This window comes from Dellaglioa sp. CoH-57-MRSF-20, assembly GCF_056781955.1.
Map to the genome: position 1 here is coordinate 1 of NZ_JBXAXV010000108.1, position 467 is coordinate 467.

The 467-nt window shown below is 54.4% G+C and carries 2 protein-coding genes; both read left to right on the forward strand.

Annotated elements, in window-relative coordinates; translation table 11 throughout:
- Window positions 1-238 (forward strand): hypothetical protein (locus AC1RPN_RS08365; RefSeq protein WP_481763740.1); only part of this gene is annotated, 238 nt, incomplete at its 5' end.
- A partial coding sequence (locus tag AC1RPN_RS08370) for a hypothetical protein (RefSeq protein ID WP_481763741.1) occupies window positions 235-467 on the forward strand: 233 nt, incomplete at its 3' end. The genes AC1RPN_RS08365 and AC1RPN_RS08370, both read left to right, overlap by 4 nt.

A 467-nucleotide genomic window follows, 5' to 3' on the forward strand; every position in this document is an offset into this window, starting at 1 on the left:
GAATTCTCTGGGTGAGCTTGGGTTGAAGATCGGCAACCAGTTCTTCTTTCTGTACAAAGGTGAGAGCATCCAGTACTCAACCAACGAAAGCGACTACCACTACCGTCCGGTCGGCAAGCGCGAATTCGGTGAAGTGTGCACTCCCATCAACTACGACGACCCGTGGAAGAGTGGTACTGTTTCGCGTGATGACAGCGATCTGTGGAAACCGCTGCCGATGGCTCCGGAGGAAGAGTGAGTGCCAAGCACCGTTTTCTGACCGCGCTCGTCATCGGAATTCCGGTCTCTTTCCTAGTGTACGGGTGGAATCTGATGACTCTACCGCCCGGCACTTCCTATCGTCAGCTTTCGATGGTCGTGCTCGTCCTGATGCTTATCTTGACGGCTGTCGTAGCCGCGCTGTGTGCTGCGACCAATAGGATGCAGACTAGCGACGTGGAAATCGTCGATGCAGAAATCGTGGAAGA